Below are 15551 nucleotides of genomic sequence, written 5' to 3'. Positions count from 1 at the left end.
ATTTCGGAAAAAGCATTCCTGAACAGCGGGATGGAGCCATATCCTGACTCAGTCCGAAAGCCTTGCGACGACTACGCTGCAGCAATATTTTCGCGCAGCAGCCGTTCGGCGGCTGCGCGCGCCTCTTCGGTGATGGTGGCGCCGGCCAGCATGCGTGCAATCTCTTCCTGGCGCGCGGCCCGGTCCATTTCGGCGATACCGGTAGCGACCCTGTCCGAGCCGCCGGATTTGGAAATCAGGAAATGCGTCGCAGCACGTGCCGCCACTTGCGGAGCATGCGTGACCGACAGCACCTGCACGCGCTTCGACAGCCTGGCCAGCCTTTGGCCGATCGCATCGGCCACGGCGCCGCCGACCCCGGTGTCGATCTCGTCGAAGACCAATGTCGGCGCCGAGCCACGGTCGGCCAGCGCCACCTTGAGCGCCAGCAGGAAGCGCGACAGCTCGCCGCCCGAGGCGACCTTCATCATCGGCCCAGGCCTGGTGCCGGGATTGGTGCGCACCCAGAACTCGACCTGGTCGATGCCTTCTTCCATGCGGTTCTCGCCATCGCTGGCCAGTTCGACGATGAACTCAGCCCGTTCCAGCTTCAGCGCCGGCAATTCGGCCATCACAGCCTTGGTCAGGCCGACCGCGGCGGCGTGGCGAAGCGAGGACAGCTGGGCTGCGGAGATATCGTAGGCCTCGCGCGCCGCCGCGGCCTGCTTTTCCAGGACATGCAGGCGCCCCTCGCCGGCATCGAGATCGGCAAGGTCGGCCAACATGGTGTCGCGCAGTTGCGCCAGATCGTCGACAGCGACACTGTGCTTGCGTGACGCCGCGCGCAACGAAAACAGCCGCTCTTCCGCCTTCTCCAGCCGCTGCGGGTCGTATTCGGTGGCGCGCAATGCCGCCTCGACGCCCGATTGCGCGGCATCCAGCGACAGCATCGCCTCATCCAGCGACTTCACCACATCCTCGAGCAGGCCCGGCGCTTCGCTGGCCTTGCGCTGCAGGCGCCTGAGCAAACTGGCCAGTTGCGGCAGTGGCGAGGACGGGCCTGACAGCACATCCTGCGCATCGTGTATTTCCGAGGCGATCTTTTCGGCCCGCATCATCGTGGCGCGCAATTCGGCCAGTTGCGTCTCTTCGCCGGGCTGCGGATCGAGCTTTGCCAGTTCCGCCACCGAGGCCCTGAGATAATCGGCCTCGCGCGCCGCTGCCTCGACCTTGGCGCGGTGCCTGGCAAACTCCTGCTCGGCGCCGCGCCAGTAGCGCCACGCCTCGCCGGTCGCGCGGGCGGCGCCGAGATGGCCGCCAAAACTGTCCAGCAATTCGCGATGGGCGCCGGGATCGACCAGAGCGCGCTCGTCATGCTGGCCGTGGATCTCGACCAGCGCGTGGCCTATGTCGCGCATCAGGGTGACGCTGGATGGCTGGTCGTTGACGAAGACACGGGTGCGGCCATCCGCGGTCTGCAGCCGGCGTAGGATGATGTCGCCGTCATCCTCGATGGCGTTTTCGGCCAGCAGCGCGCGCACCGGGTGGTTGCGCGGCACATCGAAGACGGCAATGACCTGGCCCTGGGCAGCTCCGTGGCGCACCAGCGAGGCGTCGCCGCGCGCGCCAAGCGCCAGCGACAGCGCGTCGAGAAGGATGGATTTGCCGGCGCCGGTTTCACCGGTCAGCACGGAAAGGCCGGGCTGGAAGTCGATATCCAGCTTCTCGATCAGGACGATATCGCGGATCGACAGTCTGGAAAGCATCAGAACCTGGACCTCAAGCAATTCCAGGAAAAGTGCGTAGCGGTTTTCCGTCCGGAATTGCGTACAACAAAAAGTTAGGACGGTTCAGCGCCTCAATTAAACCACTGAACCGCTGGTGAAGCGGCTTGCGACCGATGGAGTCGCAGCGCCGCACTATCTTTTTGTTTGAGCGTCGGATCAATCCGAAAAGCGCGTTCCGCCTCAGTCGATGCTCGGGCGTCAGGCGCCGGTGATCAGCTTGCCGGCCTTGGATATCCACGATCCGGCATTCTCGCGCGGCTCAAGCCCGTTGCTCTGCAACAGCTTGTAGGTATCCTTGTACCATTGGCTGTCGGGATAATTGGTGCCGAGCACCGCAGCGGCGGTTTGCGCTTCCGAGGTCAAGCCCATCGCGTAGTAGCTTTCGGCCAGACGCGCCAGCGCCTCTTCGACATGGCGGGTGTTGGAATAGTTCTCGACCACGTTGCGGAAGCGCTTGACGGCAGCAATGTATTCGCGCCGCTCGAGATAATAGCGGCCGATCTGCATCTCTTTGCCGGCCAGCTGGTCGTTGGCGAAACGGATCTTTTCCTTGGCGTCGTCGACATATTCCGACGTCGGCCAGCGCGTCACCAGATCCTGCATCGTCTGCACGGTCTGGCGTGCTTCCTTCTGATCTTGGGTGACGTCCTTGATCTGCTTGTAGTAGCTCAGCCCGATAATATACTGGGCGTAAGCCGCGTCGTCGGTCGACGGATAGAGCGTGAGATAGCGCTTGGCCGAGCCGATCGCTTCGTCATAACGGCCGGCGCGATAGTCGGCGAAGGCGCCCATCACCATCGATTTGCGGGCGAATTCCGAATAGGGGTGCTGGCGGTCGACGGCGTCGAACTTCTTGCTCGCCTCATCCAGGCGGCCGGCATTGAGATTGGCAAGGCCTTGATTGTAAAGGACGTCGGCCGGTTCGGTCTGGTCGACATAGGTCGACAGGTCGACGTCTTTCTCGGACGACATGCAGGCCGAGAGGAAGAGCGATGGCACAACCACCGAAAGCGCCAGGAAAACAGCCCGATACGGCGCTTTCGATTGACCAACTCGCTTGAAGAACATGATTGGATTGCGCCCTTTCGGCGTTAGTTCAATGCCTTTCGCATGGCGTTCCCTCAAAACTGATCCCCACTTTTGAGCGACATGCGCCTAACAGACGGCAGCAGCCATAAACCATAACTGCCTTGCCCAGCAACGCTATGTCTAGCCAATCGCACATTTTTGTGGCGGCTTGGTGTTGCCCCGAATGCTACGCACTTTCACTGGCCGGTGATGCTTTCGTGCAACACCGGCCAGCGTTCAGAAAGCCAGAAAATCGTTAAGAATCAGATCACCCAGGGCGCAAAGACAGGGCCGGTGACGGCGCTCATCTCGGCGGTGCGGCCGCGCTCGCGGCGCGTGGTCTCGACGACCTCGAAGGCCGAACGGTCGGACAGAAGCCGCCGCAAAGCAGCCGCATTCATCCGGTGACCGCCGCGATAGGAGCGGAAGCAACCGATGAAACGGGCGCCGGCCAGCGCCAGATCGCCCATCGCGTCCATCGTCTTGTGGCGAGCGAACTCATTGGGGTAGCGCAGGCCGCCCATGTTGATCACCCGGTTGTCGTCGCCGATCACCAGCGAGTTCTCCAGCGAGGAGCCCAGCGCATAGCCGGCCGCCCACAGCCGCTCGACATCCTTCATGAAGCCGAAGGTGCGGGCGCGCGCGATATCCTGGCGAAAGATGTCGGGGTTGATGTCGGAGGCGAATAGCTGGCGGCCGATCGCCGGGCTTTCGAAATCGATCTCGACCTCGAAGCGCGTGCCGCTATAGGGCCTGAACTCGGCCCAGGACGCGCCATTCTCGATGCGGACGGGCTTGACCACCCTGATGTAGCGGCGCTTGACCGCCAGCGTCTCGATGCCGGCTTGGTCGATGGCTTCCACGAACGCCACCGCACTGCCATCGAGGATCGGAACCTCATGACCGTCGATCTCGATGACGATGTTGTCGATGCCGAGCCCGAAAAGCGTCGCCATCAGATGTTCGACGGTGGCGATATGCTCGCCTGCCGGATCGCCGAGCATGGTGCAGAGATCGGTCGCGCCGACTTCAGCAACCAGCGCGCGGAACTCGCGGCTCTCGCTTCCGTTCGAAAGGTGGAAGAGCACGCCGGTGTCGGCGTCCGCAGGGAGGAAATTGACGGTGACCGGTTTGCCGCTGTGAACGCCGGTACCGGTCAGCGTTGCACGCGATTTCAGTGTCGTCTGATAGTCTTGCAAGACAAACCCCATAGCCCAAACGCCTAAGTCCGCTTTAACCCAAAAGGCGCGGCTCTTTTTTATCGGCAGGCAGGGCCACTTCCCCGAATCCCAGCACACCGAAAGTGCTGCGGCAAAGATAATGGTCTGTCAGGGAGACTCCAAATCACGGTTTCTTACTCTGTGTAACCGCGACAGACCTTGAGCGTCACATCGTAACGCCTTGTTATTAAACCACTTTAAACGTTAACAGGCAGACAATCTCTCGTCTGCCTGTTAACAAGTGTTACATACCGTTAACGGCTCAGTTGGCCTGGCGGCGCAGGAAAGCCGGTATCTCCAGCTGGTCGTCTTCCTGGGTCGACCTGGTCTGCGGCGTCAACCGGCCCTGATCGTCGAGCTGGCCGCGGCGCGGCGCGTAAAGCTGCGGATCCTGGCTGGCAAGGCGGCGCATTTCCGGCGCCGCCTGGCGCAGTTTCGGTTCGCGCGGCTGTGCCGGCTGCAACCGGGCCGGCTCTTCTTCGCGGCGCGTCAGCCCGTTGGTCAGCCGCTTGAGCAGCCCCATCGGCCCGCTGTTTTCATGGTCGGCCGGACGGCCCTTGGCTTCCACCTCGGCCCGCACCACCGGCGGAAAATCCTCCACCCGCGGCATGCGCTGCGGTGCGGCAGCCACCGGCTGCGGCATTTCCCGCATCGGCGCCGGTTGCATCACCTGCTGCACGACAGGCTGCGGCTGGGCAGGCGGGGCCTGGAAGATCTTGCTCTGCGGGCGGAAATCTTCCGCCTGGGCCATCGGCGCCGGACGAGCCATTGCCGCCGCATTGGCCTCGGCAAGCTGGATCGCCTCGGCCACCGGATCGGCCGCGCGCTGCTCATAGGTCTGCTGCTGGACCGGTGCCGGACGGCCTTCCGCCCCCGGAGCCGCTGGGCGGCTGACCGGCTTCTGCTGCGGCGGTACGGCCCGGATCGAGATCGGCGCCGCGGCAATTTCAGCTGCCGATTTGTCGATGCCGGTGGCGACCACCGAGACGCGGATGACGCCTTCGAGTTCCTCGTCGAAGGTGGCGCCGAGGATGATGTTGGCGTCCTGATCGACTTCCTCGCGGATGCGGGTCGCGGCCTCGTCGACTTCGAACAGGGTTAGGTCGCGGCCGCCGGTGATCGAGATCAGCAGGCCCTTGGCGCCCCTCATCGAGGTCTCGTCGAGCAACGGATTGGCGATCGCCGCCTCGGCGGCGGCCATCGCGCGGCCCTCGCCCGAAGCTTCGCCGGTGCCCATCATCGCCTTGCCCATTTCGCGCATCACCGAACGCACGTCGGCGAAGTCGAGATTGATCAGACCTTCCTTGACCATCAGGTCGGTGATGCAGGCAACACCGGAGTAGAGCACCTGGTCGGCCATGGCGAAGGCGTCGGCAAAGGTGGTCTTGTCATTGGCCAGCCGGAACAGGTTCTGGTTGGGGATGACGATCAGGGTATCGACACATTTCTGCAGCTCCTCGATGCCGAGATCCGCCGTCTTCATGCGGCGCTGGCCTTCGAAATGGAACGGCTTGGTGACGACGCCGACGGTGAGGATACCCCGTTCGCGCGCCGCGCGGGCAACCACGGGAGCCGCACCGGTTCCGGTGCCGCCACCCATACCGGCGGTGACGAAGCACATATGGGTGTTGGAGAGATGATCGATGATCTCATCGATGCACTCTTCCGCCGCCGCACGGCCCACTTCAGGCTGCGAGCCGGCGCCGAGCCCCTCGGTGACATGCGCGCCGAGCTGGATCAGCCGCTCGGCCTTCGACATGGTCAGCGCCTGTGCATCGGTGTTGGCCACGACGAACTCGACACCGCGCAAGCCCGCGGTGATCATGTTGTTGACGGCATTGCCGCCGCCGCCGCCGACACCGAATACGGTGATCCGCGGCTTGAGCTCGGTGATGTCCGGCTTTTGCAGATTGATCGTCATTGTCTCCGTCCTTTGCCTTTCCCGCCGCTTCGCCGCCGCGGCCGCCTATGGGGCTGTCCCCGTCAATTAGAAACTGTCTCTCAACCACTGACTCATGCGATGCAGTTTTCCGCCCGTCCCGGTCATCCTGAGACCGGAAATTCCTTTCGCCGGATGGCTCTCGAAGCTCGCCATCTGCGGATAGATCAGCAGCCCGACCGCCGTCGAGAAAGCCGGCCCCTTGGCAGCTTCCGGCAGGCCCGCCACGCCGAGCGGGCGTCCGATGCGCACATTGCGTCCCAGAATGCGGCGCGCCGCCTCGGGGAGACCCGCAAGCTGGCTGGCGCCGCCGGTCAGCACGACGCGTTTTCCCACGGCATTGCCGTAGCCCGACTTGTTCAGCCGGTCGCGCAACAGTTCCAGCGTCTCGTCGATGCGGGCGCGGATGACGCGCGTCATCACCGAGCGCGGGATCTGCAGCGGCATCTCGCCGTCTTCGCCGATCGGCTGGATCGAGACCAGGTCGCGATCGTCGGCACTGCCAGGCAGCGCCGAACCATGCATCACCTTCAGCCGCTCCGCGGCGTCGAGCGAGGTCGACAGGCCCTTGGCCATATCGAGCGTCACATGATTGCCGCCGATGGCAATGGCATCGGCGTGGACGAATTTGCCTTCCGAAAACACCGAGATGGTCGTCGTGCCGCCGCCCATGTCGATGCAGGCCGCACCCATTTCCAGTTCGTCGTCGACCAGGGCCGCAAGCCCGCTGGCATAGGGCGTCGCCACCATGCGCTCGACCGAAAGATGCGAGCGGTTGATGCAGAGCTCCAGATTGCGCAGCGGCGCGGCATCGCCCGTCAGCACATGCATATCGACGCCGAGCTGGTCGCCGACCATGCCGCGCGGATCGCGCACGCCGCGCTCGGCGTCCAGCGAAAAGCCGACGGGCAGCGAATGGATCACGTCGCGTTCGGCCTTGAGCGCCTGCTTGGCGCCGGCGGCAAGCACGCGCTTGATGTCGGCTTCGTCGGCCTGATGGCCACCGAGATTGATGGTGGCCGAATAGGTTTCGCTCTTCAGCCGGCCGGCCGTCATGTTGACGATCAGCGAATCCACGGTCAGTCCCGCCATGCGTTCGGCTGCGTCGACGGACAGGCGAATGGCGTGCTCCGCGCGGTCGAGATCGACGACCACGCCCGACTTCACGCCGTGCGATTTCTGGTGGCCGATGCCGATCACCTGGATGCGGTGCGAGCGGCCGCGCAACAGCTTGCCGTCCTCGCGCGGCTTCAGTTTCGCCACCACGCAGCAAACCTTGCTTGAGCCGACATCCAGCACGGTGAGCGTGCCGGAACGCCGCGAAGAGGCATCGCTGTTGCCGCCAAGCCAGCTCATATCTTCGTCCCCGACTTGCGCTTCAGATTTTGCGGCTTTTCATTGAGCGCGGCCTGGCGCTGCGTCGCCGCTTCCGGCGTCAGCTGCACCACCAGGCGATCGGAGATGCGCATGTCGACGGCGGCGATGTCCCGCGTCAGAAGCCCGTTGTCGTGGTCCATCCGAACCAGATCGGCGATCGCCTGATCCTCGCCATCCTCGGGCAGCTTGATCGTGATGCCGTTTTCCAGCTTAAGGTCCCAGCGCCGTTCGCCGATGCGGATATAGCCTTTGACCCGAGCCGCGAGCTCGGGAAATTTGTTGATCTTGGCCACGAAGTCGGGGGCCTTGGCCGGCGCGCCGGTGCCGATGATCAGCGGCAGCAGCGCCTGCTTGCCGCCGGAGAACGGCGCGATCACCGCGCCGGAGCGTTCGATGACCGAAAGCTCCGCGCCCTGCTGCCAGAGCGCGAAGGGCTCGCGCTCCTCGACACGCACTTCCAGCGTATGTGGATAGACCTTGCGCACCGCCGCCACTTCGACCCAGGGCAAGGTATCAATACGTTCACGCGCGGCCTCGGCATCGAAGCCGATCAGTGACGTCCAGCCGTCGAGCTCGAGCCGGTCCAGTATGTCGATCTCCGAAGTCTGGCGGTTGCCGACCACCTTGATCTGGTCGACGGCAAAGCCGGTCCGGGCGGTGATGCTCTGGACGATGTCGTCGGCATGACCGCCGAGAATGGCGCCATAGAGGCTGCTTGATGCAATGAGCGAAGCCGACAGGATGGCCGCGGAAAAGCGCGGCGCGACGAAGTCGCCGCCGCCCAGGCGCGCCAGCACGCGCACCGGCCGGCGCAGCACGCGCGGCAGCACGAAATGGTCGAACGACAACGGCATGCCGAACAGCGCCGGCCCGGCGCCGCCCCTGCCCTTGTCCTGCCCCCATTTCAACGCAGACACGAAGCGTCCTCCACCATCCAACTCAACAATTCGCCAAACGAGTGCCCGGCCTGGGCGGCGATTTCAGGCACCAAAGACGTCGGCGTCATGCCCGGCTGAGTGTTGATCTCGAGCCAGACAATCTCGCCGTTTTCGGAGTGACGGTCGTCATAGCGGAAGTCCGATCGGGAAACGCCCCGGCAGCCGATAGCCAGATGTGCCTTGAGCGCCAGTGTCTGTATTTTTTGGTAAATATTTGATGAAATTTTAGCAGGGATTTCGTGTTTTGATCCGCCGGCGACGTATTTTGAATCATAGTCGTAGAAGGAATGGCCGGTCGGAATGATCTCGCAGACGCCGAGCGCCACGTCGCCCATGACGGCGCAGGTCAGCTCGCGCCCATGGATGTAGCGCTCGACCATGACGGTCTCGCCATATTTCCATTCGGACGAGCCGATGACCTGCGGCGGATGCGACTGCCCTTCATGCACGATGACAACGCCGAAGCTTGAGCCTTCATTGACCGGCTTGACCACGTAGGGCGGCTTCATCGGATGCTTGTTCTGGATGGCAAAGCGGCTGGCAACCTTCGATTCCGCCACCGCGATGCCGGCAGCCTTGGCGACCTTCTTGGCTTGCTCCTTGTTCATGGCGAGCGCCGAGGCGAGCACGCCCGAATGGGTGTAGGGAATGGCCAGATATTCGAGGATGCCCTGGATGGTGCCGTCTTCACCGAACGGGCCGTGCAGTGCGTTGAAGACGACATCGGGCTTAAGTTCGGTGAGCACGGCGCCGACATCGCGCGCAACATCGACGCGGGTAACCTGGTAGCCTTCATTCTCAAGCGCATCCGCACACGCCTTTCCCGAAGACAGAGACACGGGCCGCTCGGACGAGAATCCGCCCAGGAGGACAGCCACATGCTTGTTCTTCATATCCCGTCATCCCTCTCACGGCGGGCCCGCAACCACGCATTCAGCGACCAGATTGAGTCCGAGTCTCCCGGCAGGTTGCCCCCCCCAGACGGAAAACGCGGTCGACGCGTCGAACGACTCAAATCAGGAAACGCTTTAAGGCAGAGAATCAGAGAGTTGATTCGCTGGCAAGTGCTTATGATTCCGACAGATTCACTTTCCGCGAAAACGGCCGGAAAAAGCGTGTTGTGAGTCTTTGGAGCAACGGTGGCGCTGTTGTTTCAGACCTTTGAAGTTCAAGCATCACATGAACTTCAGCTTGCGCTAAAGAAGCTGTCCGAGGAATTCCTGCACGGCATGGCCGGGGCGGAAATTGCCGAGGCGCTTGATTTCCCACTGCAGGCGGATGCCCGATTTTTCAAGCACGCGAGCGCGCACCGTCTCGCCGAGATATTCGAGATCGTAACCGGTCGCTGTTCCGGTGTTGATCATGAAGTTGCAGTGCATCGGCGACATCTGCGCGCCGCCGATCATCAAACCGCGGCAGCCCGCCTTGTCGATTTCCTTCCAGGCCGAGGTGCCTTCCGGATTCTTGAAGGTTGAGCCGCCGGTCTTCTCGCGGATCGGCTGCACCGTCTCGCGATGCGTCTGGACGGCGTCCATGGCCGCCTTGATCGCCTCTGGGTCTTCCAGAACACCTTCGAAAACGGCGGAGGTGAAGATCAGCCCGGCAGGTGCGGCCGAGTGACGATAGGCATAGCCCATGTCTTCATTGCTGAGTGTGTGGAGATTGCCCTTGCGGTCGAGCGCCCGCACCTCGACGACACGTTCCCGCGTCTCGACGCCATTGGCGCCGGCATTCATCCTCAGCGCCCCGCCGATGGCGCCGGGAATGCCGTGATAGAAATGAAAGCCGCCAATACCGGCCTCATAAGCGACGGCCGCGACGCGCTTGTCGGGCGTCGCAGCACCGGCCTTGATGACGGTCGGCGAAACCACCTCGGCCTCGCCAAAGCCCTTTGCCGAAAGCCGGATGACGAAACCCGGAATGCCGCCGTCGCGCACCAGGAGGTTGGAGCCGATACCGACGATGGTGAGCGGGATGTCCTCCGGCACGGCGCGCAGGAAGGCAGCCAGATCCTCCTCGTCGGCCGGCTGGAACAGGGCGTCCGCCAGACCGCCGGCGCGGAACCAGGTGATCTTGTCCATCTCGGCATTGGGCGTGATGCGGCCGCGCAGGCCGGCAAGCCGGTCGCCAAGTTTGTCGAGCAGGTCCTGGCCGCGCATCATGAGACGGTACCGCCGAGTTCCCCAGGCAGCGCATAGGCCCATTGGGTGATGTTGCCGGCGCCCAGGAAGATGACGAAGTCGCCCGGTTTCGCCAACGCGCGAATGACGGGCGAAATCGCGGCAGGGGTTTCGACGTAGCGCGCATCGCGATGGCCGCCGGAGCGGATGCGCGACACCAGCGCCTCCGAGGTCACGCCGTCGATCGGCTCCTCGCCCGCCGCATAGACCGGCGCCACCATCACCGTGTCGGCATCGTTGAAACAGACCGAAAACTCGTCGAACAGATCGTGCAGCCGGGTGAAGCGGTGCGGCTGCGCAATGGCGATGACGCGGCCCTTGGTGGCGCTGCGCGCCGCTTTCAACACCGCCGTGATCTCGACCGGGTGGTGGCCGTAATCGTCGAAGATGTCGACGCCGTTCCACGAGCCGGTGTGGGTGAAGCGCCGCTTGACGCCGGCAAAGGACGACAGCCCTTTCTTGATCGCTTCGGCCGACAGGCCGAGTTCATGCGCGACCGCGATTGCGGCGGTGGCGTTGGAGACGTTGTGGCGGCCGGGCATCGGCAGCCGCAGATCAGATATCGTCGTCTGGCCGCCGGTCTTGCGGTCGCGGATCACCACGTCGAATGCCGAGACGGCACCGGCCATGCGGTGGTTGGTGAAACGCACATCGGCCTGCGCGTTCTCGCCATAGGTGATGACGCGGCGGTCCTCGATGCGGCTGACCAGCGCCTGTACTTCCGGATGGTCGGTGCACATCACGCCAAAACCGTAGAACGGCACGTTCTCGACGAATTGCCGGAACGCCTCGCGCACCTTGTCGAAACTGCCATAATGGTCCAGATGCTCGGGATCGATGTTGGTGACGACGGCGATCTCGGCCGGCAGCTTGAGGAAGGTGCCGTCGCTTTCGTCGGCTTCGACCACCATCCACTCGCCATCGCCCATACGGGCATTGGTGCCATAGGCATTGATGATGCCGCCATTGATCACCGTCGGGTCGAGCCCGCCGGCATCGAGCAGCGTCGCCACCATCGACGTGGTTGTTGTCTTGCCATGCGTGCCACCGATCGCGACCGCCTGGCGGAAGCGCATCAGTTCGGCCAGCATCTCGGCCCGGCGGACAATTGGGAGCAACTTCTCCCGCGCGGCCTTCAGCTCGGGATTGGATTTCTTGATCGCGGTGGAGACGACCACCACTTCGGCCGCGCCGATATTCTCGGCCTTGTGGCCGACAAAGCATTCGATGCCCTTGTCGCGCAGCCGCTGGACATTGGCGCTGTCGGCCTGGTCCGAACCCTGCACCTTGTAGCCGAGATTGTGCAGAACCTCGGCGATGCCGCTCATGCCGATGCCGCCAATGCCGATGAAATGCACAAGGCCGATGGTCTGCGGCATCTTCATCAATGCGTCCCTTTCCTGAAATCCGAAACGGTTTTTCTGGACGCAATAGCCTCTGTGAGATCAGCGAGCAACCGTGCCGCGTTCGGCCGGCCAGCCGACTTCGCTCCGGCAGCCATGGCCGTCAGCCGCTCGGGAGTGTCCATCAGCCCGCCAATGAGAGCCGCGATGCGCTCCGGCGACAGTGACGATTGCGGATGCACCTCGCCGCCGCCCGCCGCGGCAAGGGCGGCTGCGTTCGCCGCCTGATCGTGATCCAGCGCATAGGGATAAGGCACCAGCAGCGCCGGCCGGCCGATGACGGCGATCTCCGAAACCGTCGAGGCGCCGGAGCGCGAGATCACCAGATGCGCCGCGCCCATGCGCTGTGCCATATCGGTGAAGAAGGGCGAGACCTCGACATGGACGCCGAGTGCCGCATAGCCAGCCTTCACCCGCGCCACGTCGTCGGCGCGGGCCTGCTGGGTGATCACCAGCCGCTTGCGCTGCGCCTCCGGCAGAAGTGCGATCGCCGCCGGCATGGCATCGGAAAAGAACTGCGCGCCCTGGCTGCCGCCGAACACCAGGAGCCTGAACGGATCCGCCCCTTGGGACGCCTTATAGGGCGTCTTTGCCGCCTCCAGGATTGGCGGCCTGACCGGATTGCCGGTCGTCACAGTCTTGGCGCCTGTGGCGCTTTCATCTTGCGGCAGGAAGCCGCCGGCAATGGCATCGACGCGCCCGGACAGCGCCCGGTTGGCGCGGCCCATCACTGCGTTCTGCTCATGGATCAGCGTCGGCAGCTTGCGCCGCGTCGCGGCATAGAGCGGCGGCAAGGTCGGATAACCGCCAAAGCCGACGACCGCATCAGGCTTGATCCTGGCGATGACGGCGGAGGCCTGGCGCACGCCGCGCCAGATCTTCCAGAACGCGCCAAGCAGCGCGACAGGGTTTTTCGAGCCCATCGTCGCCGACTGGATCGGATGGATGGCGGCGGCCGGGAAATGGCCGGCAAAGCGCTCGGCGCGGTCGTCGGTCGCCAGATGCACGCCCCAGCCGCGCTCGATCAGCTCATGCGCCAGCGCCTCGGCCGGAAACAGATGTCCACCGGTTCCGCCAGCCGCGAGAAGGATCACACCCCGCGCCATATCACTCCGCCGGCAGGGCGCGCTGCGACAGGGCAAAGCCCATCTGCTTGCGCTTTTCCGGTCGCTTGCGGGTCAGCGCCAGCACCATGCCCATCGAGATGGCAATGGCGATCTGCGAGGAGCCGCCATAGGAGATGAAAGGCAGCGTCATGCCCTTGGCCGGCATCAGCTGCAGGTTGACGCACATGTTGATGACCGACTGCAGGCCGAACACGGTGACGAGACCGCCGACGGCGTAGCGGGTGAAATCATCATGTTCCTTCAGCGCCGTGCTGAGGCCGCGCAGCACGATGAAGGCGAAGATCGACATGATGAAGAAGCACATGATCAGCCCGAACTCTTCGCCGGCGACCGAAAAGACGAAGTCGGCATGCGCGTCGGGGATGACGCGCTTGACCGTGCCCTCGCCCGGGCCGACGCCGAACCAGTGGCCGTTGATCAGCGCCTCGCGGCCCATGTCGACCTGGAACGTGTCGCCTTCGCCGGTCAGGAATTTGTCGATGCGGGCGGCGACGTGCGGGAACACCGTATAGGCGGCAAATAGGCCGCCGGCGCCGGTGGCGCCAAGCGCGATGATCCATAGCCATGGCAGGCCGGCCATGAAGAACATGACGCCCCAGGTGCCGGTCACCAGCATGGTCTGGCCGAGATCGGGCTGCGCCACCAGAAGCGAGATGACCAGGATCAGCAGCAGCATGGCAAACAAATTGCCCGGGATGTCGGGCTGGCGCTTGTGTTCGGCGAACAGCCAGGCGCAGACGATGACGAAGGCGGGTTTCAGGAATTCCGACGGCTGGATCGACATGCCGACAAACGACACCCAGCGCCGAGCGCCTTTCACCTCGACGCCGATATAGAGCACGGCCACCATCAGCACCAGCATGATGCCCAGGATGATCAGCGCCATGCGCCGGATCTGCCGCGATTCCAGGAAGGACACTGCCAGCATCACGCCGAGCGCCGGCACGGTGAAGATGATCTGCCTGGTGGCAAAGTGGAAACTATCGAGGCCGATGCGTTCGGCCACCGCCGGGCTTGCCGCAAAGGACAAGACGATGCCAAGCCCCATCAGCGACAGGAACGCCGCCAGGAACCAGCGATCGATCGTCCACCACCAGGTTGCAACCGGGCTTTTGTCGAGACGGCTTTGCATTATCGTGCCCCTCCGATGGGTTTGACACCCTCGATAGCATTCGCAGCTTGCCTGAAGGCTTCGCCGCGAACTTCGAAATTCTTGAACTGGTCGAAACTGGCGCAGGCCGGCGACAGCAGCACCACCGCCTCGCCGCTGTCATCCTTGGCCGCGTCTTTCGCGGCATGGTCGACCGCGGCGGCCAGGGTGCCCGAGATTTCATAGGGCACGGCTTCGCCGAGCGTCGCCGAGAACGCGGGCGCCGCCTCGCCGATCAGATAGGCCTTGGCGATGCGTGGGAAAAAACCGCGCAGCGGCTCGATGCCGCCTTCCTTGGGCAGTCCGCCGGCGATCCAGTAAATGCGCGAAAAACTCGACAGCGCGGGTGCCGCCGCATCGGCATTGGTCGCCTTGGAATCGTTGACGAACAGCACGTGGTCCTTGCGTCCGACCTGCTCCATGCGATGCGCGAGGCCTGGAAAGCTCTCCAGTCCCGCCTGGATCTCGCCCAGGCTCAAGCCGACCCTGAGGCAGGCGGCAACAGCGGCAAGCGCGTTCTGCGCATTGTGCTGGCCGCGCAACGAACCGATGCCTTCGAGGAAGGCGACGCGGCTGTAGCGGCCATGGACGGCTTCCATCAGATCGGAACCGTCTGCGAAATAACCGTCGGTCAGCGGCAGCCGCTTGGAGATGCGGATCACCTCCCGGCCCGCCCTCTCCAGCCGGTCGGCGATTTGCGCGCACCAGGAATCGTCAACGCCGACGATCGCCGTCTCGCTGCCGGCAACCAGCCGCTCCTTGATCGAAGCGTAATGCTGCATGGTGCCGTGGCGGTCGAGATGGTCGGGCGTCAGGTTGAGCAGGATGCCGGCCGTCGGGTTGATCGAGGGCGCGAGATCGATCTGGTAGGACGAACACTCGACGACATAGTCCCGGTCAGCCTGCGGTGGATCGAGCGTCATGATGGCCCGGCCGATATTGCCGCCCATCTGCGTGTCGCGCCCTGCCGATTTGAGGATATGCGCGGTCAGCGCCGTGGTCGTCGACTTGCCGTTGGTGCCGGTGATAGCGATGAACGGCGCATCAGGCGCGCGCGCAATCCGCTCGCGGCAGAACAATTCGATATCGCCGATCACCTCGACGCCGGAACCACGCGCCAACTCCACCGTCCAGTGCGGCTTGGGATGCGTCAGCGGCACGCCGGGCGAGAGCACGAAGGCCGAGAATTTCGACCAGTCGGCGCCGCGCAGATCGGCGGTCGCAATGCCTTGGTCAGCGGCCTTGGCGACGCTATCGGGATTGTCGTCCCACGCCAACACGTCGGCGCCGCCCTCGATCAGCGCGCGCGCCGTGGCGATCCCCGAGCCACCGAGCCCGAAGAGCGAAACGCGTTTGCCCGAAAAGGATGCGGCGGGAATCAAG

The 15551-nt window shown here is 64.0% G+C and carries 12 protein-coding genes; all 12 read right to left on the bottom strand.

All coding sequences use genetic code 11. The features are described from left to right. Positions 1–71: 71 nt before the first annotated feature. Positions 72–1745: a DNA repair protein RecN gene (recN, locus tag NKI61_RS14760; protein WP_352672864.1), complete on the bottom strand. Its 1674-nt coding sequence runs from the start codon at positions 1743–1745 to the stop codon at positions 72–74. 219 nt (positions 1746–1964) lie between these two features. After that, on the bottom strand, positions 1965–2834 hold the full coding sequence (locus NKI61_RS14755; RefSeq protein ID WP_023668284.1) for an outer membrane protein assembly factor BamD: 870 nt from the start codon (positions 2832–2834) through the stop codon (positions 1965–1967). A 263-nt stretch (positions 2835–3097) separates the two neighbouring features. Next, on the bottom strand, positions 3098–4045 hold the full coding sequence (lpxC, locus tag NKI61_RS14750) for a UDP-3-O-acyl-N-acetylglucosamine deacetylase (protein WP_023668283.1): 948 nt from the start codon (positions 4043–4045) through the stop codon (positions 3098–3100). Positions 4046–4316: 271 nt separating this feature from the next. Then, complete coding sequence (gene ftsZ, locus NKI61_RS14745; RefSeq protein ID WP_023705548.1) at positions 4317–5975, bottom strand: cell division protein FtsZ; 1659 nt, start codon at positions 5973–5975, stop codon at positions 4317–4319. Positions 5976–6041: 66 nt separating this feature from the next. Further along, a complete protein-coding gene (gene ftsA / locus NKI61_RS14740) occupies positions 6042–7349 on the bottom strand; it encodes a cell division protein FtsA (protein WP_023697016.1) in 1308 nt (435 codons plus the stop codon). Further along, positions 7346–8287 carry a cell division protein FtsQ/DivIB gene (locus NKI61_RS14735; RefSeq protein ID WP_023688033.1) on the bottom strand — a complete coding sequence of 314 codons (942 nt, stop codon included), beginning with the start codon at positions 8285–8287 and terminating at the stop codon, positions 7346–7348. The genes ftsA and NKI61_RS14735 overlap by 4 nt, the downstream gene beginning before the upstream one ends. Beyond that, positions 8275–9201 carry a D-alanine--D-alanine ligase gene (locus tag NKI61_RS14730; protein WP_023668279.1) on the bottom strand — a complete coding sequence of 309 codons (927 nt, stop codon included), beginning with the start codon at positions 9199–9201 and terminating at the stop codon, positions 8275–8277. The genes NKI61_RS14735 and NKI61_RS14730 overlap by 13 nt, the downstream gene beginning before the upstream one ends. Before the next feature lie 303 nt (positions 9202–9504). Beyond that, entirely contained in the window at positions 9505–10470 is a 966-nt protein-coding gene (gene murB / locus NKI61_RS14725) for a UDP-N-acetylmuramate dehydrogenase (protein ID WP_031238034.1), read from the bottom strand. After that, complete coding sequence (gene murC / locus NKI61_RS14720) at positions 10467–11873, bottom strand: UDP-N-acetylmuramate--L-alanine ligase (protein WP_023668277.1); 1407 nt, start codon at positions 11871–11873, stop codon at positions 10467–10469. Before murC ends, murB begins: the two co-directional genes overlap by 4 nt. Next, positions 11873–12997 (bottom strand): undecaprenyldiphospho-muramoylpentapeptide beta-N-acetylglucosaminyltransferase, encoded by a 1125-nt coding sequence (gene murG / locus NKI61_RS14715; RefSeq protein ID WP_023733072.1) that lies wholly within the window; start codon positions 12995–12997, stop codon positions 11873–11875. Before murG ends, murC begins: the two co-directional genes overlap by 1 nt. Before the next feature lies 1 nt (position 12998). Continuing rightward, entirely contained in the window at positions 12999–14150 is a 1152-nt protein-coding gene (gene ftsW, locus NKI61_RS14710) for a putative lipid II flippase FtsW (protein ID WP_023668275.1), read from the bottom strand. Next, a complete protein-coding gene (murD, locus tag NKI61_RS14705) occupies positions 14150–15550 on the bottom strand; it encodes a UDP-N-acetylmuramoyl-L-alanine--D-glutamate ligase (protein ID WP_023733073.1) in 1401 nt (466 codons plus the stop codon). The genes ftsW and murD overlap by 1 nt, the downstream gene beginning before the upstream one ends. Position 15551 lies beyond the last annotated feature (1 nt).

The sequence above is a fragment of the Mesorhizobium sp. M0514 genome (assembly GCF_040321145.1).
Taxonomy (GTDB): domain Bacteria; phylum Pseudomonadota; class Alphaproteobacteria; order Rhizobiales; family Rhizobiaceae; genus Mesorhizobium.
Note: the sequence above shows the minus strand (reverse complement) of the source record. Positions and strands in the feature narration are given on the sequence as shown.

Excerpts from the sequence above, each read along its gene's own strand:
- ftsW (WP_023668275.1), bottom strand. The coding sequence starts at position 14,150 with ATGCAAAGCCGTCTCGACAAAAGCCCGGTTGCAACCTGGTGGTGGACG.
- ftsZ (WP_023705548.1), bottom strand. The coding sequence starts at position 5,975 with ATGACGATCAATCTGCAAAAGCCGGACATCACCGAGCTCAAGCCGCGG.
- lpxC (WP_023668283.1), bottom strand. The coding sequence starts at position 4,045 with ATGGGGTTTGTCTTGCAAGACTATCAGACGACACTGAAATCGCGTGCA.
- murG (WP_023733072.1), bottom strand. The coding sequence starts at position 12,997 with ATGGCGCGGGGTGTGATCCTTCTCGCGGCTGGCGGAACCGGTGGACAT.
- NKI61_RS14755 (WP_023668284.1), bottom strand. The coding sequence starts at position 2,834 with ATGTTCTTCAAGCGAGTTGGTCAATCGAAAGCGCCGTATCGGGCTGTT.
- murC (WP_023668277.1), bottom strand. The coding sequence starts at position 11,873 with ATGAAGATGCCGCAGACCATCGGCCTTGTGCATTTCATCGGCATTGGC.
- murB (WP_031238034.1), bottom strand. The coding sequence starts at position 10,470 with ATGATGCGCGGCCAGGACCTGCTCGACAAACTTGGCGACCGGCTTGCC.
- NKI61_RS14730 (WP_023668279.1), bottom strand. The coding sequence starts at position 9,201 with ATGAAGAACAAGCATGTGGCTGTCCTCCTGGGCGGATTCTCGTCCGAG.
- ftsA (WP_023697016.1), bottom strand. The coding sequence starts at position 7,349 with ATGAGCTGGCTTGGCGGCAACAGCGATGCCTCTTCGCGGCGTTCCGGC.
- recN (WP_352672864.1), bottom strand. The coding sequence starts at position 1,745 with ATGCTTTCCAGACTGTCGATCCGCGATATCGTCCTGATCGAGAAGCTG.